Raw genomic sequence first — 18,052 nt, forward strand, 5'->3', positions numbered from 1 at the left:
GGTATCCATCCTTATTGCAAAGAGTGGCCGACCCGAAGGCCGACCACTCAGGGTATCGCATCAGGCCCATCCCCTTATTGGGGCAAGGCATAACCCGCCGCCTTGATCTGCGCCTGACCCGGCCCCTTGAGCCAGGCGACCAGAGCCTCGACCGCGGCGCCTTTCTTCAATACCAGCCCCTGCTGCTCGATGGGGGGATAGAAGCTCGCAGGCACTGCCCAGGCTTCGCCAGTCTTGCCCGCTTCCACCAGATTGGCCCAGGCGACAAAGCCCAGTTCAGCATTGCCGGTGTCGACAAATTGCCAGGTCTGGCCGATGTTGGCGCCGGTCAGCAACCGGTACTGCTTGGGATCGATCTTGAGATGGGTGAGGGTCGCCATGGCGGCCGCACCATAGGGGGCGGTGCGGGCATTGGCGATGGCGAGGTTGCCTTTCCAGCTGCGCAGGGTCGCTTCGTCAGGGGCCGGGCCCCCCTTCTTCCACAGCCCCAGCTGGCCGATGGCGTAGGTGAAGCGATCGCTCCCCTTGCCCTCTTTTTCCAGCTTCTCGGGGGTCGCCGCATCGGCGGAGAGGAAGAGATCGAACGGTGCGCCGTGACTGATCTGGGTGTAGAGCACCCCGGTGGCGGCAGACGAGATGGCCAAGGTATGGCCGGTCTTGGCGGTGAACTCCTTGCCAATACGATCTATGGAGCCCTTGAAGTTGGCCGCCACGGCCACTTTCACTTCATCGGCCTGCACGGCACCAGTATGCAAGGTGGCGGCGCAGACGCCGGCGATGACAACAGATAACAGCGGTTTCATTCCCTTTCTCCTGATGGGGCCCGCACATCCGCGCCCCTTGGCGGGGCCGTGGTTCCCGTTGAACCTGCGCCCCTCGTGATGAACAGGTAGGTCAGGCTTGCCAGCGGGCAGCGGCGGCGTTGTCGCTCTCCTTGGCCTCGACCCAGCGTTGCACACCCTCGGCGGTCAGCTCTTTTTTCCAGAACGGCGCCCGGGTTTTCAAGAAATCCATGATGAAGTGACAGGCATCAAAGGCGGCGTCGCGGTGGGCACTGCTCACCGCCACCAGCACGATCTGATCGCCAAGCCACAACTCGCCGATACGATGAATGAGGGTACACTCCTGCAGCGGCCAGCGGCGACGGGCCTCCTGCACGATATCGGCCAGCGCCTTCTCGGTCATGCCGGGGTAGTGCTCGAGGGCCAACCCCTTCACCTCCTCCCCCTGATTGAAGTCGCGAACCTTGCCAACGAAGGTGACGATGGCGCCACTGTCGGGGCGGGTGGCGAGACGGGCATATTCGTCCGCCAGCGAGAAATCCTCCCGCTGGACCATAATGCGATCGGTCATGGTTGCCTCGCTCATCCTTAACCTCCGGTCACCGGCGGGAAGAAGGCCACCTCATCGCCATCATTGATGGGGGTATCGAGGGGCACCAAGGTCTGATTGACCGCGACCAAGAGCTTGCCGGCTTCCAGCGCCAGCGCCCACTTGTCGCCACGCTCACAGAGCGCCGCGCGCAGTTGTTCGGCGGTGGCGTAGTCGCACGGCAGGCTCAACTCGTCGCAGGCCACCAGCTCTCTTACTTGCGCAAAAAACAGTACCTTGATCATGCTTGTTCCCCGCTCGTTGAGCCCAACTGAAAATGGCCAGACTTGCCGCCTTTTTTCTCTACCAGCCGCACCTGTTCGATCACCATGTCCTTTTGTACCGCCTTGCACATGTCGTAGATGGTCAGCGCCGCTACCGACGCGGCGGTTAGCGCCTCCATCTCCACCCCGGTCTTGCCGGAGAGCTTGCAGAGAGTGCGGATATGCACCCGATTCTGCTCGGGCAGCGGCACTATCTCCACCTCGACTTTGGTCAAGGCCAGCGGATGGCAGAGGGGGATGAGATCGGAGGTCTTCTTGGCGGCCATGATGCCGGCGATACGGGCGGTGGCGAACACGTCACCCTTGTGGTGCTGGCCGCTCAGGATCAGCGCCAGCGTCTCGGGGGCCATGGCAACAAACGCCTCGGCGCGGGCTTCACGCTCGGTTACCTGCTTGTCGGTCACATCCACCATATGGGCATCGCCGCTCTGGTTCAGATGCGTCAGGTTGGGCTGGGTCTGCTTGGTATCTGTCTGGTTCATCGTTTGCTCTCAGAGGTGGGAGACAAAGTTGCACGGCTTGGTGCGGGCATCGAGCTGATCGCGGATCAGTTGCTCCCAACCCAGCTGGCAGGCGCCGGTGGAGCCGGGCAGACAGCAGATCAGGGTGCGATTGGCGAGTCCCGCCAGCGCACGGCTCTGCATGGCGGAGCCTTTAATCTCGGCAAAAGAGAGCTGACGGAACATCTCGCCAAAACCCTGTACGGTGCGCTCGAACAGCACACCGACCGCTTCCGGTACCCGGTTCTGTTCATTGAAGCCGGTACCGCCGTTAATCAGTACCACCTGCACCCCCTCATCGGCGATCCACTCGCTCACCCGCGCGCGGATGCGAAACAGGTTGTCCGGGCAGAGCGCCCGATCGGCCAGCTGATGGCCCGCGTCGGTAAGGGCCGAGACCAGATAGTCGCCCGAGCTGTCATCGGCGGCAGTGCGGCTGTCGGAAACCGTCAGCACGGCGATCTTGAGGGGAATAAATGCGTTGTGTTTCTGTCCCATCGGGCAGCTCCTTGTGGCTATGGGCCGTCAACGAGGCAGGAAGAGAAGGGGTATGAGAGGCCAGCTGTCAGGGCGCAAAAACGGACGCAGACAGGGGTGACCAACTTGCTCAAGCGTGTGACGGCGGGCTGATTCTATCAAAGGTTTCACGAGATATGGGATTTAAAAGACACACAAATCTGATGCTTGTCCCATATATGAACAAAACGCAGGCCGGGCAAACCCGGCCTGTCGTCGCAGGATCAGAACCCTTTCACCCCGGTCATGTCGGGCAGCTGGTGAGCTATCCCCTTGTGACAATCGATACAGGTAGCCTGCCCCTCCTTGCCGAGGTTGGCAGAGTGCATCTGGACGGCACGCTGTCCTTGCAGGGAGAAGTCCATGTACTCGAAGTTGTGGCAGTTGCGGCACTCGCGCGAATCGCTCTCCTTCATCCGCTGCCACTCCCGCTCCGCCATCTCGCGTCGGTGTGCCTCGAACTTCTCGCGGGTATCCACCTTTCCGGTGATCATGCCCCACAGCTCCTTAGAAGCCTGCACCTTGCGGATGATCTTGTAGGTCCACTCATGGGGCACGTGGCAATCCGGGCAGCTGGCCCGTACACCGGAGCGGTTGGCGTAGTGGATGGTATCGCGATACTCCTCGAACACATTGTCTTTCATCTCGTGACAGCTGGTACAGAAGGCCTCGGTATTAGACGCTTCCATGGCGGTGTTGAAACCACCCCAGAAAATCACGCCGCCGAAGAAGCCCATCAGCAGAATGACCCAGAGAGCCGCCTTCGACGGTGACTTGAAGGTGGTCCACAGACGCTGCACAAAACCGGGTAATTTCATCTATGGGCTCCTTAGTTCAGCGCTTCAACAGGCTTGAAGGTATTTTCCACCAAGGGCTTGGCATCTGTTTGCGGCACGTGGCACTGCAAGCAGAAGTAACGACGGGGGGAGACTTCACCCAGCGTCATGCCATCGCGGGTCTCGAAGTGAGTCGGGCTGATCTTGGGTGCCTTCATGGCGCTGGCATTCTTGAAGCTGTGGCAGGCCAGGCACTTGTTGACCTTGGTATCCACTTCGTAGTTGCGAATGTCGTGGGGGATCAGCGGCGGCTGATGCATGTACTGGCGGTCGTAGGGCGCGCCATCCTTGCGGAAGTTTTTCAGCGGCGCAGCGGTGGAATCGGTCACCAGATCGGTGGCGCCCCGCTCGGACTTGAGGCCACCGGTACTGTTGGTGATCTCGGGGGCCGCTGCCATCAAGGATCCCGCCATCAGGCAGGCCAGCATTGCTCCAATCAGCTTTTTCATTATTTGTTCTCCGACGTTTTTTCTGCCTTGACGGCAAAACCTACAGTGATTTCAAAAACTTGTTCCGCGCAGACATCGATGCAGCGGCCACAGTTGGTACACTCCTGAGCCGCAATCAAGGGCTCGTGACCTCGCTTGGCACCATGAACAGGCCCGCGCAGGATGGGACGCTCCGGGCAGACCGCATAACAATCCATGCAGTTGTTGCACCGCTCGCGCCCCTTGGCAGAAATCTTGATAAATCCGACCCGGTTGACCAGGGCATAGAAGGCCCCCACCGGACAGAGATGACCGCACCAGCCCCGCTCAACTACGAAGAGATCGAACAGGAACAGCGCTGCAAGCAGGGCCCAGCCCGCCCCCATGCCAAACAGCAGACCGCGCATGGCCAGCGACACCGGATTGACCAGCTCCCACGCCATTACCCCGGCCACCGCTGGCACCACCAGCACCATGGCCAGCAGCCAGTAGCGGGTCGCACGGCTGAACTGGCCATTTCCCTTGAGGCCAAGACGCCCCCGGAGCCAGGCCGCCGCATCCGTGATGAGGTTGACCGGACAGACCCAGGAGCAGAACACTCGCCCCCCAACCAGCCAGTAACCGGCCAACACAATGGCAGCACCCAGCCAGAGGGTGGTGAGGGGCCAGTGGCCCGCCGCCAGCGACTGCAACAGCGTGAGGGGATCGGTCAGCGGCACCGTCTCCAGCAACAGCGAGCTGGAGAGGTTGCCCTTGAGGATCCAGATGCCCGCCAGCGGCCCCAGCAAAAACAGCCCGAGCACGCTGAACTGACTCAGCCGACGCAGCAACAGGAAGCGGTGGGAACGCCACCAACCCAGTTTGATGCGAGCCTCTTCCCCCGGATAACGACTCATAACCCCTCCGGTTTGCGGGTGGGCAGGGTGAGCCTGTCGCCGATGAGCGACTTGTTCCCCGCCTTGGCCTTCTCTTCCCAGCCGAGCCGGTAGTGATGACCCAGCTCACCTTTGGCGAGCTGGCGTGGCGCCACCTTGATGGCTGCCTCCTCCAGCACGCAGGCATGCTCGCACTTGCCACAGCCGGTACAGACATCGCTGTGTACCGTGGGCAGGAACATGGCGTGTTTGCCGGTACGCTGGTTATGCTGCAGCTCAAGAGTGATCGCCTTGTCAATCAGCGGGCAGACCCGATAACAGACATCGCAGCGCAGACCCAGATAGTTGAGACAGGTCTCGTGATCGATGAGCACTGCCACCCCCATCCGGGCCTGATCGATGTCGGTCATCTGCTGATCCAGCGCCCCGCTCGGACAGGCCACCACGCAAGGGATGTCATCACACATCTCGCAGGGCACGGCACGCGCCTTGAAATAGGGGGTGCCAGTGGTCACAGGGTCAAACAGCCGGGCGAGCTTGAGAGTGTCGTAGGGGCACGCCTCGACGCAGAGCCCGCAACGCACGCAGGCGCTGAGGAACTCTGTTTCATCGAGAGCGGCGGGCGGGCGCAGCGCCTGGGCAGGCACAGCTTGCGCCTGCTGGCGGGCCACGCCACCGAGCCCCACGCCAAGCAGGCCCACACCGCAGGCCCCCTTGGCCATGTCGGCCAGAAACTGGCGACGACTACGACTCATCTCGCACTCCCCCGCCTTAAGCCTTCATCACCTTGACGGCGCACTTCTTGTAATCGGTCTCTTTCGAGAGCGGATCGGTGGCATCCAGGGTCAGCTTGTTGACCAGCTGGCTGGCATCAAAGAAGGGCATGAAGACCAGTCCTTTCGGCGGACGGTTGCGACCACGGGTCTCGACACGGGTCTTCACCTCGCCACGGCGGGAGGAGACAATCACCTCTTCACCACGGCGCACGCCGCGAGCCTTGGCATCGTCCGGGTGCATGAAGAGCACCGCATCCGGGAAGGCGCGATAGAGTTCGGGCACCCGACGGGTCATGGTGCCGGTGTGCCAATGCTCCAGCACGCGACCGGTGGAGAGCCACAGATCGTACTCTTTATCGGGCGACTCGGCGGCGGGCTCGAACGGCAGGGCGAAGATGACCGCCTTGCCATCGGGCTTGCCATAGAAGCGCACTCCCTCGCCCGCTTTCACATAGGGGTCGAACCCTTCGCGATAGCGCCACAGGGTCTCTTTGCCATCTACCACAGGCCAGCGCAGACCGCGCGCTTCGTGGTACTGATCGAACGGTGCCAGATCGTGACCGTGGCCACGACCGAAGGTGGCGTACTCCTCGAACAAGCCCTTCTGGACGTAGAACCCGAAGTGCTCGGCTTCGTCGTTCAGCATCCCCTTGCTCTGCTCTTTCGGGAACTGGTTGACCTGACCGTTGGCATAGAGCACATCAAACAGGGTCTTTCCCTTCACTTCCGGCATCTTGGCAATCAGCTCAGCTGGCCACACCTCTTCCACCTTGAAGCGCTTGGAGAACTCCATCAGCTGCCACAGGTCGGACTTGGCCCCTTCTGGTGCCTTCACCTGCTGGTGCCAGAACTGGGTGCGGCGCTCTGCGTTGCCGTAGGCACCCTCTTTCTCCACCCACATGGCGGTGGGCAGGATGAGGTCAGCGGCCTGGGCGGTAACAGTCGGGTACGGGTCAGAGACCACGATGAAGTTGCGCGGGTCGCGATAGCCAGGCAGGCGATCGGTATTCATGTTGGGGCCGGCCTGCATGTTGTTGTTGCACATCACCCAGTAGGCGTTGAGCTTGCCATCTTTGAGCATGCGATCCTGCAGCACGGCGTGGTAACCCACCTGCTCCGGGATGGTGCCTTCCGGCAGTTTCCAGATCTGCTCGGCGATGGCGCGATGCTTGGGATCGGTCACCACCATGTCGGCCGGCAGACGGTGGGCAAAGGTGCCCACTTCCCGAGCGGTACCGCATGCAGAAGGCTGACCGGTCAGGGAGAAGGGGCCAGAGCCCGGCTCGGAGATCTTGCCGGTGAGCAGGTGGATGTTGTAGCAGAGGTTGTTGGCCCAGACACCGCGAGTATGCTGGTTGAAACCCATGGTCCAGTAAGAGACCACCTTCTTGTTCGGATCGGCATAAAGCTGTGCCAGCTTCTCGAGCTTGTCCTTGGGTACGCCAGAGAGCTTGGAGACGGACTCCAGATCGTAATCCGCCACGAACTTGGCGAATTCCTCGAAGGTCATCGGAGTGGCATCGCCGCTGTCCGGGTTCTTCGCTTTCTGCTGCAGCGGATCGGTCGGACGCAGACCGTAACCGATGTCGGTGGCACCTTTCTTGAACACGGTGTGCTTGTTGACGAAGTCCCAGTTCACCTTGTCGTTCTGGATGATGTAGTTGGCGACATAGTTGAGGATCGCCAGATCGGTCTGGGGGGTAAATACAATGCCGTTGTCCGCTAGTTCGAAGCTGCGGTGCTCAAAGGTCGAGAGCACGTGCACCTGCACGTCCGGGTTGGAGAGACGGCGATCAGACATCCGCGACCAGAGGATGGGGTGCATCTCGGCCATGTTGGAGCCCCACAGCACGAACGCATCGGCCTGCTCGATATCGTCGTAGCAGCCCATCGGTTCATCCATACCGAAGGTACGCATGAAGCCGACAACCGCAGATGCCATGCAGTGGCGGGCATTGGGGTCAATGTTGTTGGAGCGGAAACCGGCCTTCATCAGCTTGGCGGCGGCATAGCCTTCCCAGACTGTCCACTGGCCGGAGCCGAACATGCCGACAGCGGTCGGCCCCTTCTCTTTCAGAGTTGCCTTGAACTTCTCGGCCATGATGTCGAACGCCTGATCCCAGCTGATGGGGGCGAAGTCGCCATCCTTGTCGAACTGGCCGTTCTTCATCCGCAACATCGGCTGGGTCAGGCGATCCTGGCCGTACATGATCTTGGAGAGGAAGTAGCCCTTGATGCAGTTGAGGCCACGGTTGACCGGTGCATCGGGGTCGCCCTGAGTCGCCACGACCCGACCATCCTGAGAGCCCACCAGCACGGAACAGCCGGTACCGCAGAAGCGGCAGGGAGCCTTATCCCAATGGATGGCAGTCTTGTCGGTACTGGTGATGAGATTGGCTGCCAGCGTGGGGGCACTGACACCGGCCACGGCAGCAGCAGCTGCTACCGCGTTGGCCTTCATAAAGTCGCGTCGACTCAGCTTCATGGCATATCCTCACATTGCTTATCGCGTAATAGTTGTCGAATCTGTCGAACGGGAGCCAGCCATCAGCGGTAGAGGGCACGCCCGGCATCCCATCACTCTTTTCAGTGATCGCCCAGTTCATCGAACTGGTGGTAAATCAGGGCGGCTGAGAGCACACCCGGCATCGCCTGTATCGCATCAATGGCCGCCATGATCGGTCGCTGGCTCGGACCTTCCAGGGTCACGACCAGCTTGCCCTCGTCACTGACGGCGTGGATCTCGGCCCCTTCCAAGGCGCCAATCTGCCCGGCGAGCTGATGGCGCAAGGGGGGCTGGGTCAGCACCACCAGACTCGATACATGGAACTCCTGATCCATTGTGGCTTCTGTGTCACACGGCTTCTGACTCATTCTGACTCCTGCTTGAGGGTGTACTGGCTCGCACCACCGGATGGGGCGGCTCGCCCGTCGACCTTGATGCTGCCAACCGGACAATCCTGCACACAGGCGCCGCAGCCGTTACAGCGATCCGGCTCGACCGTCGGGGTGGGCACGCGCCCCAGCACCGGAATAAAGCGAATGGCATTGGGCTCGCAGCTGTCCTGACAGCGCTGGCAGAACACCTGACCATTGGCCAGACAGTTGGCTTCGATATGGGCCTTATAGTGCCAGGGGGACTCGCTGGTCAGGCGAAACAGGGGCACCTTGCAGACCGTGACGCACTCGGTGCAGAAGGTGCACTCGCCACGCTGGAAATCGACCACCGGAAAACCGCCCTCGCCATTCACCAGGATCTGCTCCGGACAGGCGGCCAGACAATCCCCGCAGCGGGTGCAGTCGGCGACAAATGCCGACCAGTTGACTGACCAGGGCAACTGCACCGGCGGTTCGGCGGTTCTCAGCCGCCCCCGGAACAGGCCGCGGCGGGCAAGATCGATCTCATCCGGCATGTTGACTCCTGTTCTGGTGAAGAAGGGGACAGTGCGAGTCCATGATTGGCATTCTTGATACCAATTATAAGAGTGGGTGTATATTGCGGCCCTGACAAGGTAAGGGATATACCACCAGGGAGATAAACAGGGGGGATTCTTGCGCCAGATCAAAGCCTTGCAGCGCAATAAAAATGGAGGTATCGGTTAAAATACCTCCATGTGAGGATTGCTATTTAATCGTTGGCGATTTTTTGCGGTTATCCGCCGATCGAGGCGAGATGAGGAGTGATGCCGGCATTGCCCTCATGGAGACGATGGGTGGCACTCTTGCCCGCCAGTGCCGCGCGAATGCGCTGTTGCAGCTCATCAGATTGCCCATCTGCGCCGAGCAGATCCCGCAGGTCAATGCCGTTGTCGCCAAACAGGCAAAGATGCAGCTTCCCCAGCGAGGAGACCCGCAGCCGGTTGCAACCGGCACAGAAATCCTTGCTATAGGGCATGATGAGCCCCACCCCACCTTGCGAATCAGGGTGCATAAAGACCTGCGCCGGACCGTCATCCGTGCCCCGCAACTGCTGCACCCAGCCGCTCTCCAGCAAGCGCTGTTTGATCTGTTCGCCGCTGACATGGTGGTCACGAAACAGGGTATCCATCTCGCCGGTCTGCATCAGCTCGATAAAGCGCAGCTCGATGGGCCTGTGCCTGATCCAGCCCAGAAAGGCATCGAGCTGGTAGTCGTTGAGCCCCTTGAGCAGCACCGCATTGATCTTCACCGATTTGAAACCGGCGGCCAGTGCTGCTTCGAGCCCCTCCATCACTTCGGCCAGCTTGTTCTCACCGGTGATCTGGTGAAACTGGCGCGGGTCGAGACTGTCGACACTGACATTCAGCGCATTGAGTCCTGCATCAAACCACTCCTGAGCCCGCTCCTTGAGGCGATAGCCGTTGGTAGTCATGGCGACCTTCTCGATACCCGGGGTAGAGGCAATCACCCTGACGATCTCGGTGAAATCGCGGCGCAGGGAGGGCTCGCCCCCCGTGATGCGCACCTTGCGGGTGCCCATGGCGGCAAAACCGCTGACCACACGGCGGATCTCGTCAATCGAGAGAAAGGGTTGACGCCCCGCTTTGTGACCTTCGGGGGGGCGATAGCCGTCAGGCAGGCAATAGGTGCAACGGAAATTGCACACATCGGTCACTGACAGACGCAAATAGTAAAAACGACGGGAAAAACCATCTTCAAGTGGCAACATAAACACCTTTCCAAATACGGGAGGCCAGGGCATTTCTTTCCTGACCCTTACAGCTCGAACGTCGGCTGACGGCTGGTTTCCCCCTATCGCTAGGACTTAGGCAAAACCGCTCGGAGTTCATCTAGTTTTTCGATGCTAACACAAGTTGGAGTACACTCCCACGCATCTTGCGGGGTCTTTATCACTATCCAGAGGTGCGCATCAGTATGGGAAAACGGTTCAGGGTCCATTCGGTCAGCAGTGCCATTGGCCGCGCCATGGTGTTGATCCTCTTCATGGCCAGCCTGATCGCGCTGGTCGCCATGGTCACCCTCTTCTACTCGGTACCCGATGCCAAGGCGATCAACCTCTCCGGTTCGCTGCGGATGCAGGCCTACCGGATGGCCTACGAAATCGAGCGGGGCGACAGCGTGCTGGGGCGCCTCTCCCAGTTTGAAGAGACACTTCATGCTGCGGAGCTACAGGAGACCCAACGCTGGATCACACCTGCCTCTCTGCGTCGCACCTATGGCGAGGTGCTCAGCCAATGGGAAGTAATGCGCCAGCACATTGAGGATCGTACCCCCAGACGCTACACCGATAACACCGAGCAGTTTGTGGCGGCCATCGACAATTTCGTCAATCAGATGCAATACCACGTGGAATTCAAGGTGCGGATGCTGGCACTTGCGGAGGGGCTCGGCCTGCTCGCCATCATCACCATCGCCTGGTTCACGGTGCGCTTCACCCGCCAGCAGGTGGTCGCCCCCCTAAACCAGCTGGTCTACTGCGCCCGCCAAATCCAGCGGCAGGATTTCGATCTTAAGCTGCCCGCCCACGGCGAAAACGAGCTGGGGGAGCTGTCGCGCGCCTTCGTCACCATGGCCGACGAGCTGGGCAAGCTCTATCGGGAGCTGGAAAACAAGGTGGAAGAGAAAACCTCCAAGCTGCAACAGGCCAATGACACCCTCTCGTTTCTCTACTCGACCGCCCAGAAGCTGCACGCTGCTCCACTCAGTACCCGTACCCTCATCAAACTGCTGGACCGCGCCGCCGCCCACCAGCATATCGACCATATCCGGCTGACCCGCTTCGAACACAACGCCATGCCGGTCTACATCTCGGGGCGCACCGGCTGGCCCGGCGATCTCGATGCGGTCGCCAGCTTCTATCTACAGATGGATGAACAGGAGTTCGGCCGCCTCGACATCATCAGTCAGCACCCTATCGACGAACGGTTGATCAAAAACTTCACTATGCTGCTGGCCCAAGTGCTGCACAAAGATCAGACCCTGCTGCAACAGCAACGACTGCTGTTGATGGAGGAGCGGGCGGTGATCGCACGAGAACTGCACGACTCGCTGGCGCAGGCCCTCTCCTATCTCAAGATCCAGTCCACCCTGCTCAAGCGCTCTTACGCCAAGGGGCAGCATGATAAGGCGCAGGAGGCGATGCTGCAGATCGACGAGGGGCTCAGCAATGCCTATACCCAATTGCGCGAGCTGCTCGGGACTTTCCGCCTCACCATAGGGGATGCCAATCTGGGGGAAGCAATCCGGGTAATGCTCGATCAGCTACAGCCCCAGACCCAGGCCGAGATCCGGTTCCATTACGGACTGGCCGACAACGACCTGGAGGCAGGCCAGCATATCCACATTTTGCAGCTGATCCGTGAGGCAGTACTCAATGCCATCAAACACGCCAACGCGCAAGTGATTGATGTTAGCTGTGAGACCCTCGCCAGTGGTAACATTGAGGTTCAAATTTCAGATGACGGTGTCGGGATCGGACTTGCCAGCTCGGCGATCAACCATTACGGTTTGAGCATCATGAACGAGCGAGCAAGCAAACTGCATGGACTGTTGACCATCAGCGAACAGCAGCCACAAGGCACCCGCGTGCATCTGACCTTTCCCACCAGTCTAACGAGAGACGCCTGATGGACGAGATGAAATACACTGTTCTGGTCGTAGACGACCATCCCCTCATGCGCAAAGGGATTGTGCAGCTGCTGGCTCTGGAAGATAACATGGAAGTGACCGGTGAAGCCTCCAACGGCACAGACGCCGTGGCACTGGCCAAAGAGTCCGAGCCGGATCTGATCCTGCTCGATCTCAACATGAAGGGGCTCTCCGGCCTCGACACCCTCAAGGCGCTGCGCGCTGAGGAGATCACCTCCCGGGTAGTGATCCTCACCGTATCCGATGCCCGTCAGGATGTGGTGGCCCTGCTCAAGGCGGGTGCCGATGGCTACCTGCTCAAGGATACCGAGCCTGACCTGCTGCTGGCCCAACTGGCAGACGTGATGACCGGCAAGCAGATCCTGAGCGAACCGCTGCGCCCCTATCTCGAAAACATCTACGAGCTGGATCACCTGCAGCAGAAGCTGGAAAGCTTAACGCGTCGCGAAATGCAAATCCTGCGCGAAATTGCAAAAGGCCTCTCCAACAAACAGGTCGCCTCGGTACTCCATATCTCCGAGGGAACGGTCAAGGTTCACGTGAAGAGCCTGCTGAAGAAACTCGAGGCGCAAAGCCGCGTGGAAGCGGCTGTCATGTATCTGGAGCAGCGCAACTAAGCGCGCTCAACCGCCCGAAAAGCCACCCTCCGGTGGCTTTTTTCATTCTCTGGCACAGTCGCTGCATTGTCATATTCAGCAACTACTCAATGGAGGATGGAACATGAAACTACAACCTTTGGCACTGTTCCCCTTGCCTTCCCACATACTGCCGGGCGGCAAGCTTCCTCTGCGTCTGTTCGAGCCACGCCACCTGCAGATGCTCAAGGAGTCATTCATCAACGATCAGGGCTTTGGCATCGTGATGGAAGAGTCGACTACCTCGGGACAATCCGGCCGCATTCTGCCGGTGGGCACCCGGGTCAAGGTGACCGACTTCTACACCCTCAATGATGGCCTGCTGGGGGTGACGGTGCTAGGACTGGAGCGCTTCTGTATCCACGAGATGGAAACAGACGAGATGGGCCTGCGCCGCGCCAAGGTGGAGATGCTGCCCAACTGGCCGAGCACCCACTCCGATTTCAACGACAAGCTGCTGGTCAATCGCCTGCGGGAAGTGTTCGAGCAGTATCCGGAGCTTGATGAACTCTATCCGGACAAACGCTTTGAAGATGCCGCCTGGCTCTGCCAACGCTGGCTCGAGATATTGCCGATGCCGATTTATGAAAAGCAGATGCTGATTGCCAAACAAAACAGCGAAGCGGCCCGTAAATTTCTGCATCGCCTGATTTCACAATGACAAAAACAGCGTTGCAAAATGCAATTATTCCAAGAATGAAAATTTGAAATTCGCATTTTGCGAGTAAGTAGGAACGCAGAACGCCATAACAAGAGAGAGCCGCTGCGCTGAACGGCCAAAATTGAACACAAAAGAGTCCCAATAAAGTTGGCACAGATTTTTCATGTAGATTGATACAACCCGATTTATCCCGTGCTCTCTTCAGTATTTGCTGAAGAACTGGTCAACCCACAAAGTTGACCATTTTTTTTATCCGCGTGTCGGTAACCGCTGACCAAAGTGACGCTTTAAACACTCCCTCAGCCGCGACAAGGTGATGGGTTTGGCGAGAAAATCATCCATCCCCTGTTCCAAACAGCACGCCTTGTCCTCCGCCATGGCATTGGCGGTCAATGCAATGATGGGCATGGTGTAACCAAGCTCACGCAATCGTCTCGTCGCCTCCAGTCCATCCATCAGCGGCATCCGCATATCCATCAGGATCAGATCAGGTTGCTGCTCATCCACCTCTGCAAGAGCCTCAAGTCCGTTGGCTGCAAGCCGTACCTTTCTCACCATCTTCTGCAACATCAGCGACACCACCAGCTGGTTGACCGGACTGTCCTCCACCACCAGTACGTCCAGTGGCAACAAGGGCTGATCACTCTCCTCTCGCAGGGGTTGGCAATGGCAAGGCAGTGCCATGCCCGGCAGCTCGAACCAGAAACAGCTTCCCTTGCCCGGCTCACTCTTCAGGTGGATCTCTCCCCCCATCAGGGTCACCAGTCGCTTGCTGATGGCAAGGCCTAGCCCAGTACCGGAAAAGCGGCGAGTCGCAGAATTATCAACCTGGGAGAAGGGCTCAAACAAGGTGGGTAGATCTGCCCTGGCGATCCCTATCCCGGTATCGGAGACAGAGACCCGCAATCTCTCATCCTGCCAGCCCAGATGTAGATTAACCTCCCCCTGCTCGGTAAATTTGAGGGCGTTGTCCAGCAGATTGCCCATCACCTGAGAAAGGCGCATCGGATCCCCCTGCAACTCGGCAGGGACAGCCTCATCTACCCGATAGTTCAGTGCAATCCCCTTGGATTCAGCACGACTCTGCAAAGGGTCAATAATGGACTGGCATAACTGGATCGGTTGCAGGGTCTCGCAGCGAAACACCAGGGTTTGCGACTCGATTTTCGAAAAATCGAGCACGTCATCGATGATGGTCTGTAGCAATCGCGCCGAGTGGGTTGCGTGGCGTAGCAGTTGCTTCTGCTCGGGAGCCAGCTCGGCGTGCAGCACCAGGTCGAGCATCCCCAGCACTGCATTCATGGGGGAGCGGATCTCGTGGGTCATCATGGCGAGAAACTGGGATTTGGCACGGTTGGCCGCTTCTGCATCATCCCGTGCGCGGGCCAGCTCCTCTTCACGGCGGATCTGGTGGCTGATATCACGTGCGGTACCACGATATCCGGTAAAAGTCCCTTCATGATCAAAACAGGGTTCGGCACTCACCTCCATCCAGCGTGGGCCATCGAGCATCGCAACCTGCATGCGTACAGCCCGGACCGGTTTACGCTTCTCCAATAGTTCAAGATATACCTGTGACTCGGTGCTCTGCTTGTTGCAAACATAGTCATAGAGGGTTGGCCGGGTCGCCAGCGGGGTCATATCGTCAAGGTAACCTGGCTCGGAAGCATAGCTGAGCCGATGTTCGGCATCCGTCTCCCAGAACCAGTCGGAGGCCATGGCGGCAAAACTGCGAAAACGGCGTTCACTGGCCTGCAGCGCCTCGGTTTTCACTGCGACCTGTTCTTGCAAACGGGCCCGATAGGTGATGTTGACCAATGCCTGGGCGATAAGCGGACGGCAACGCTCCATGGCGGCCTTGCTGGTCAGATCGAAGGAGCCGGCCAGTGAGTGCCGACAGAGGATAACGGCGGTAAAGCCGGGGGCCTGCAGCCCGGTCAGCATCAGGCTGGCCCAGCCCGGCTTGTTCGCCAGCGGTGCCAGCTCAGGCAACTGGAACGGGTCATAGATCACCAACGTCTCTCCGGCAATGGCACGAGCAAAGGCCGGGGTCATCACCCAGCTGCGACCGCACTGTTCCGGCTCGGTACTGAGGTGGGTGATGCCCTGTTCCCCACTCCAGGCCACCACATCCGCATGTTCAAATCCAATAAAGGGCTTGAGCACTTGAATGAGGCTCTCCAGCACCTGCTCCAGCGTTTTGGCATCAGCCAGTGTGGCCACCCCTTTCAGCAGGGTATGGGATTCATGACGATACTTGGCCTCGCGCTCACGACAGCGCATAAGATCGACCAGGGTCGCCTGCAGTTTGTCGCCAAGGGCTTCCAATTCACTGTTGCCAATCATCTTGTATCCTGCTCTGCTCAAGCGGTCAGAAAGATCACACTCGATACCATCAGGTTGCCGTGGGCCAGCTCGCCATTGGGCAGCCGCCCCTGCTCGCCGAAGGTAAAGGGGGTGATAAAAGGGATCTTGCCGAGGCGAGCCTGGCTCTGCTCGACAAATTGGCACAACATATCACCTAGTGCCAAACGACAACCAGCACAAAAGATGATGAGAGCGCCGATAGGCTGCAATTCCACGTCGACCCCATACCCTGGCTCGATACGCATGGCATTGAGGCTGCGCTGCAACAACCCTTCCTGACTGCTGTACATCAACAGCAGACGCTCCCCTTGCACCACATCGGTAAAGAGCCGCAGCCCGCCCTGTTCGGTCACAGCTTCGGGGTGGGAGAGTTTGTAGTAAGGAATGCCATCCAGCGCTCCCACCTGACGGGCCAGCGGGGTGAGCGTGGTCTCCCGCAAAATCGCCCCCACCGGCCAGGGCTGCTCGCGACCGCACCAGCGGGCATAGACCTCGGCAGCAGGCTGGTGATCGATGGTGAGTACCTCCCGCCCGTTGCAGGCGGTGATCTCACCACTGAATTCGGCAGGCACATAACCGGAGTGAAACTGAAAAGCCAGCTGGCAATCGGGATAGAGCACCGCCAGACCGATGCCATCCTGAGCCACCGCCTCATCCCAGCAGAGCTGCCAGTCACCGCTGACGCTGCTATCAGCCGCGGATCCACCGACCACCGGCACCGAGGCACCGAGTTCTGCCTCGATTCCGGCCAGCAGCCCCTCCTCCTTGCCGGGACTGGCATGAAACAGGATCAGCTGGGGCAGCTCGCCCGGTCGACCACAGTCGCTCATGGCTCGGCGCAGCAACTGCCGCACATCCACCCCGTCACCGCTGGCACCGGCTACCCCGAATGCCCCTTTCTCATCGTACAGAGCAGCAACGGCCAGCCCATATCCGTCTCGGGCGTGGTGTCCCATATCGGTCATGACACCACCGCAAGAGCTGCACCCAAGCAGGCGGGTCGTCGGGAACTGGCATTTGAGCGCGTCGCGCAGTATCGCCCCCTCATGGGCTTGGGTAAAATAGAGCAACAGCAGGGAGGGGGCCTGATCGGCATGGTGGCGCAGCTGCGCGCAGATATCTTGGGCCGCCAGCGATGAATTCTGGGCGAGGGAGTGAACGGTCAGAAATTTCAACACCATCTCCTTGTTTTATCGAATGGCAGCCTCAAGCAAAAATCATACCTTTATCAAACAATTATCTCGCTTCGCTTGCTAACATAGCGGTCAACTGAGACCAATGACAGGACGCCCATATGTGGCAAAAAAACATCAATGACTTCGATCGGGTCGTTGCCATCGGTGGTGGCCATGGCATGGGACGAGTGCTTTCGTCCCTCTCGTTTCTCGGTCAACGGCTCACCGGCATCGTCACCACCACAGATGATGGCGGCTCGACCGGACGCCTGCGCAAGAGTCAGGAGTGCATCGCCTGGGGCGATCTGCGCAACTGCCTGAACCAGCTGGTCACCGATCCCAGCATCGGCAGCCTGTTGTTCGAATACCGCTTCGCCGGCAAAGGCGAGCTGGCGGGCCACAACCTTGGCAACCTGATGCTGCTGGCGCTCGATAATCTCTGTGTCCGTCCTCTTGATGCTATCAAGCTGATCAGTGACATGCTCAAAATCGAGTCACAATTGCTACCCATGTCTGAATTTCCCACCGATCTCTGCGCCCATATGGAGTGTGGCACCCAGATCCTGGGAGAGGTATCCATCGATCAACTGGCAACACCGCCCCTCTCCCTCGGCCTGATGCCGGAGGTGCAAGCGACCCGGGAAGCGGTGCTGGCATTGCAGCAGGCGGACATGATCATTCTGGGGCCGGGCAGTTTCCTCACCTCCATCATGCCGCCACTGCTGCTGGCCGAGATCGCACAGGCCATCAACGAGAGCAGCGCCATGCTGGTTTTCGTCTGCAATCTGGTGGCGGAAAACGGCCCAGCCAGCCAGCTGGATCTGATGAGTCAGTGTCGCTGGCTGGAGTGCCGGGTCGGTCAGGGTCGGCTGGATGCCATTCTGGCCCCACAAGGCGCGGGTGATGCGGGGGATTGGCAAGGGCGTGTGATCGAAGCCGAGCTGGGCGAGCTTGAGTTGCCCCATCGGCATGATCGGTTGAAGCTGAAACTGGCGCTGGACCGGATCATCCAGCAACTGCTCAACCAGCGTTAGGCAACG

19 protein-coding genes and 1 riboswitch are annotated in these 18,052 nt (G+C 59.5%); of the genes, 4 read left to right on the forward strand and 15 right to left on the reverse strand.

What is annotated here, in order from left to right:
* Positions 1-74: 74 nt before the first annotated feature.
* The 13 genes from modA to moaA form a co-directional block, all read right to left on the reverse strand.
* Positions 75-803 (reverse strand): molybdate ABC transporter substrate-binding protein, encoded by a 729-nt coding sequence (modA, locus tag G5154_RS06200; RefSeq protein ID WP_421244097.1) that lies wholly within the window; start codon positions 801-803, stop codon positions 75-77.
* A gap of 91 nt (positions 804-894) precedes the next feature.
* On the reverse strand, positions 895-1,368 hold the full coding sequence (moaE, locus tag G5154_RS06205; protein ID WP_139407100.1) for a molybdopterin synthase catalytic subunit MoaE: 474 nt from the start codon (positions 1,366-1,368) through the stop codon (positions 895-897).
* A gap of 2 nt (positions 1,369-1,370) precedes the next feature.
* Positions 1,371-1,616 carry a molybdopterin synthase sulfur carrier subunit gene (gene moaD / locus G5154_RS06210; protein WP_005353453.1) on the reverse strand — a complete coding sequence of 82 codons (246 nt, stop codon included), beginning with the start codon at positions 1,614-1,616 and terminating at the stop codon, positions 1,371-1,373.
* Entirely contained in the window at positions 1,613-2,137 is a 525-nt protein-coding gene (moaC, locus tag G5154_RS06215) for a cyclic pyranopterin monophosphate synthase MoaC (protein ID WP_421250541.1), read from the reverse strand. The genes moaD and moaC overlap by 4 nt, the downstream gene beginning before the upstream one ends.
* A 9-nt stretch (positions 2,138-2,146) precedes the next feature.
* Positions 2,147-2,653 carry a molybdenum cofactor biosynthesis protein B gene (gene moaB, locus G5154_RS06220; protein ID WP_005344126.1) on the reverse strand — a complete coding sequence of 169 codons (507 nt, stop codon included), beginning with the start codon at positions 2,651-2,653 and terminating at the stop codon, positions 2,147-2,149.
* Between the two features lie 242 nt (positions 2,654-2,895).
* On the reverse strand, positions 2,896-3,489 hold the full coding sequence (locus tag G5154_RS06225) for a cytochrome c3 family protein (RefSeq protein ID WP_216979206.1): 594 nt from the start codon (positions 3,487-3,489) through the stop codon (positions 2,896-2,898).
* An 11-nt stretch (positions 3,490-3,500) separates the two neighbouring features.
* Complete coding sequence (locus tag G5154_RS06230) at positions 3,501-3,956, reverse strand: nitrate reductase cytochrome c-type subunit (protein ID WP_421211642.1); 456 nt, start codon at positions 3,954-3,956, stop codon at positions 3,501-3,503.
* Positions 3,956-4,831 carry a quinol dehydrogenase ferredoxin subunit NapH gene (gene napH / locus G5154_RS06235; RefSeq protein WP_216979208.1) on the reverse strand — a complete coding sequence of 292 codons (876 nt, stop codon included), beginning with the start codon at positions 4,829-4,831 and terminating at the stop codon, positions 3,956-3,958. The genes G5154_RS06230 and napH overlap by 1 nt, the downstream gene beginning before the upstream one ends.
* Positions 4,828-5,565: a ferredoxin-type protein NapG gene (gene napG / locus G5154_RS06240; protein WP_201907395.1), complete on the reverse strand. Its 738-nt coding sequence runs from the start codon at positions 5,563-5,565 to the stop codon at positions 4,828-4,830. The genes napH and napG overlap by 4 nt, the downstream gene beginning before the upstream one ends.
* Before the next feature lie 16 nt (positions 5,566-5,581).
* Positions 5,582-8,071, reverse strand: coding sequence for a nitrate reductase catalytic subunit NapA (napA, locus tag G5154_RS06245; protein WP_421211639.1), 2,490 nt, complete (start codon positions 8,069-8,071; stop codon positions 5,582-5,584).
* A 101-nt stretch (positions 8,072-8,172) separates the two neighbouring features.
* Positions 8,173-8,427, reverse strand: coding sequence for a chaperone NapD (locus G5154_RS06250; protein ID WP_041234405.1), 255 nt, complete (start codon positions 8,425-8,427; stop codon positions 8,173-8,175).
* Positions 8,428-8,456: 29 nt separating this feature from the next.
* Positions 8,457-8,999, reverse strand: coding sequence for a ferredoxin-type protein NapF (napF, locus tag G5154_RS06255; RefSeq protein ID WP_201907391.1), 543 nt, complete (start codon positions 8,997-8,999; stop codon positions 8,457-8,459).
* A 239-nt stretch (positions 9,000-9,238) separates the two neighbouring features.
* Positions 9,239-10,234, reverse strand: a complete 996-nt coding sequence (gene moaA, locus G5154_RS06260; RefSeq protein WP_421250542.1) for a GTP 3',8-cyclase MoaA — start codon at positions 10,232-10,234, stop codon at positions 9,239-9,241.
* Positions 10,222-10,362: riboswitch (molybdenum cofactor riboswitch) on the reverse strand. (Overlaps the previous gene by 13 nt.)
* A 78-nt stretch (positions 10,363-10,440) precedes the next feature.
* Between moaA and narQ the strand changes: the two genes are divergently transcribed.
* The 3 genes from narQ to G5154_RS06275 all read left to right on the forward strand — a co-directional run bounded on the left by narQ (position 10,441) and on the right by G5154_RS06275 (position 13,470).
* On the forward strand, positions 10,441-12,153 hold the full coding sequence (gene narQ / locus G5154_RS06265) for a nitrate/nitrite two-component system sensor histidine kinase NarQ (protein ID WP_421250543.1): 1,713 nt from the start codon (positions 10,441-10,443) through the stop codon (positions 12,151-12,153).
* Positions 12,153-12,791 (forward strand): two-component system response regulator NarL, encoded by a 639-nt coding sequence (gene narL / locus G5154_RS06270; RefSeq protein WP_216979212.1) that lies wholly within the window; start codon positions 12,153-12,155, stop codon positions 12,789-12,791. The genes narQ and narL overlap by 1 nt, the downstream gene beginning before the upstream one ends.
* 103 nt (positions 12,792-12,894) lie before the next feature.
* Complete coding sequence (locus tag G5154_RS06275) at positions 12,895-13,470, forward strand: LON peptidase substrate-binding domain-containing protein (protein ID WP_005334473.1); 576 nt, start codon at positions 12,895-12,897, stop codon at positions 13,468-13,470.
* 249 nt (positions 13,471-13,719) lie between these two features.
* On the opposite strand, the gene G5154_RS06280 is transcribed toward G5154_RS06275, so the two are convergent.
* On the reverse strand, positions 13,720-15,816 hold the full coding sequence (locus G5154_RS06280; RefSeq protein WP_421250544.1) for an ATP-binding protein: 2,097 nt from the start codon (positions 15,814-15,816) through the stop codon (positions 13,720-13,722).
* A 17-nt stretch (positions 15,817-15,833) separates the two neighbouring features.
* Positions 15,834-17,018 (reverse strand): FIST signal transduction protein, encoded by a 1,185-nt coding sequence (locus tag G5154_RS06285; RefSeq protein WP_421250545.1) that lies wholly within the window; start codon positions 17,016-17,018, stop codon positions 15,834-15,836.
* 113 nt (positions 17,019-17,131) lie between these two features.
* Here G5154_RS06285 and G5154_RS06290 point away from each other — a divergent pair, with 113 nt between their 5' ends.
* A complete protein-coding gene (locus G5154_RS06290; RefSeq protein ID WP_227340990.1) occupies positions 17,132-18,046 on the forward strand; it encodes a gluconeogenesis factor YvcK family protein in 915 nt (304 codons plus the stop codon).
* Positions 18,047-18,052 lie beyond the last annotated feature (6 nt).

Source organism: Aeromonas sp. 600527, from assembly GCF_049175415.1.
Classification (GTDB): domain Bacteria; phylum Pseudomonadota; class Gammaproteobacteria; order Enterobacterales; family Aeromonadaceae; genus Aeromonas; species Aeromonas veronii_A.

Excerpts from the sequence above, each read along its gene's own strand:
- napA (WP_421211639.1), bottom strand. The coding sequence starts at position 8,071 with ATGAAGCTGAGTCGACGCGACTTTATGAAGGCCAACGCGGTAGCAGCT.
- narQ (WP_421250543.1), top strand. The coding sequence starts at position 10,441 with ATGGGAAAACGGTTCAGGGTCCATTCGGTCAGCAGTGCCATTGGCCGC.
- moaC (WP_421250541.1), bottom strand. The coding sequence starts at position 2,137 with ATGAACCAGACAGATACCAAGCAGACCCAGCCCAACCTGACGCATCTG.
- napF (WP_201907391.1), bottom strand. The coding sequence starts at position 8,999 with ATGCCGGATGAGATCGATCTTGCCCGCCGCGGCCTGTTCCGGGGGCGG.
- G5154_RS06275 (WP_005334473.1), top strand. The coding sequence starts at position 12,895 with ATGAAACTACAACCTTTGGCACTGTTCCCCTTGCCTTCCCACATACTG.
- napG (WP_201907395.1), bottom strand. The coding sequence starts at position 5,565 with ATGAGTCGTAGTCGTCGCCAGTTTCTGGCCGACATGGCCAAGGGGGCC.
- G5154_RS06280 (WP_421250544.1), bottom strand. The coding sequence starts at position 15,816 with ATGATTGGCAACAGTGAATTGGAAGCCCTTGGCGACAAACTGCAGGCG.
- G5154_RS06230 (WP_421211642.1), bottom strand. The coding sequence starts at position 3,956 with ATGAAAAAGCTGATTGGAGCAATGCTGGCCTGCCTGATGGCGGGATCC.
- moaD (WP_005353453.1), bottom strand. The coding sequence starts at position 1,616 with ATGATCAAGGTACTGTTTTTTGCGCAAGTAAGAGAGCTGGTGGCCTGC.
- G5154_RS06225 (WP_216979206.1), bottom strand. The coding sequence starts at position 3,489 with ATGAAATTACCCGGTTTTGTGCAGCGTCTGTGGACCACCTTCAAGTCA.
- G5154_RS06285 (WP_421250545.1), bottom strand. The coding sequence starts at position 17,018 with ATGGTGTTGAAATTTCTGACCGTTCACTCCCTCGCCCAGAATTCATCG.
- G5154_RS06250 (WP_041234405.1), bottom strand. The coding sequence starts at position 8,427 with ATGGATCAGGAGTTCCATGTATCGAGTCTGGTGGTGCTGACCCAGCCC.
- modA (WP_421244097.1), bottom strand. The coding sequence starts at position 803 with ATGAAACCGCTGTTATCTGTTGTCATCGCCGGCGTCTGCGCCGCCACC.
- G5154_RS06290 (WP_227340990.1), top strand. The coding sequence starts at position 17,132 with ATGTGGCAAAAAAACATCAATGACTTCGATCGGGTCGTTGCCATCGGT.
- moaB (WP_005344126.1), bottom strand. The coding sequence starts at position 2,653 with ATGGGACAGAAACACAACGCATTTATTCCCCTCAAGATCGCCGTGCTG.
- moaE (WP_139407100.1), bottom strand. The coding sequence starts at position 1,368 with ATGAGCGAGGCAACCATGACCGATCGCATTATGGTCCAGCGGGAGGAT.
- narL (WP_216979212.1), top strand. The coding sequence starts at position 12,153 with ATGGACGAGATGAAATACACTGTTCTGGTCGTAGACGACCATCCCCTC.
- napH (WP_216979208.1), bottom strand. The coding sequence starts at position 4,831 with ATGAGTCGTTATCCGGGGGAAGAGGCTCGCATCAAACTGGGTTGGTGG.
- moaA (WP_421250542.1), bottom strand. The coding sequence starts at position 10,234 with ATGTTGCCACTTGAAGATGGTTTTTCCCGTCGTTTTTACTATTTGCGT.